The organism is Nocardia alni (assembly GCF_019038435.1).
Lineage (GTDB): Bacteria > Actinomycetota > Actinomycetes > Mycobacteriales > Mycobacteriaceae > Nocardia > Nocardia alni.
On the sequence record NZ_JAGPOX010000374.1, the window covers coordinates 1 to 415 of the forward strand.

General features: G+C 61.2%; 1 protein-coding gene. It reads left to right on the forward strand.

What is annotated here, in order from left to right; genetic code table 11:
* Positions 1–232 precede the first annotated feature (232 nt).
* Positions 233–415: hypothetical protein (locus JZ791_RS47470; protein ID WP_216904006.1), on the forward strand; the 183-nt coding region annotated here is incomplete at its 3' end.

Sequence of the window (415 nt, forward strand, 5' to 3'; positions counted from 1 at the left end):
CCTCGGGGGCAACTGCGTGGCCACGGTGGCGATCGCCGCATGGGAGGGGGACATCGACCGCAGCCGCGCGCATGCCGTGCTCGACGGCAAGGATGTCCCTCCGCTGACATGAGCCCGTTGCCTGCAAACTGCTTACTGCCGAGCGGCACGTACGCAACACTTTGGATATTTGCGTAAACGAAAGAAACATACTGGGGTGTAATCCAAACACTTCTTTGCAAGAAGGTTTGACATGCTCCATACACTGCGCTCCAAAATTCTCTTCATCAGCACCGCCACCGTGGTATGCGCCCTGGCGGTCACCGGGGCCGCCACGTACAGCATCACCCGCTCCAGCACCTTCGAGACCATCGAGCAGGACCTGAATGCGGTGACGGCGGGCAATGCCATGGCCGTCGACCAGTGGGTCGCCGCC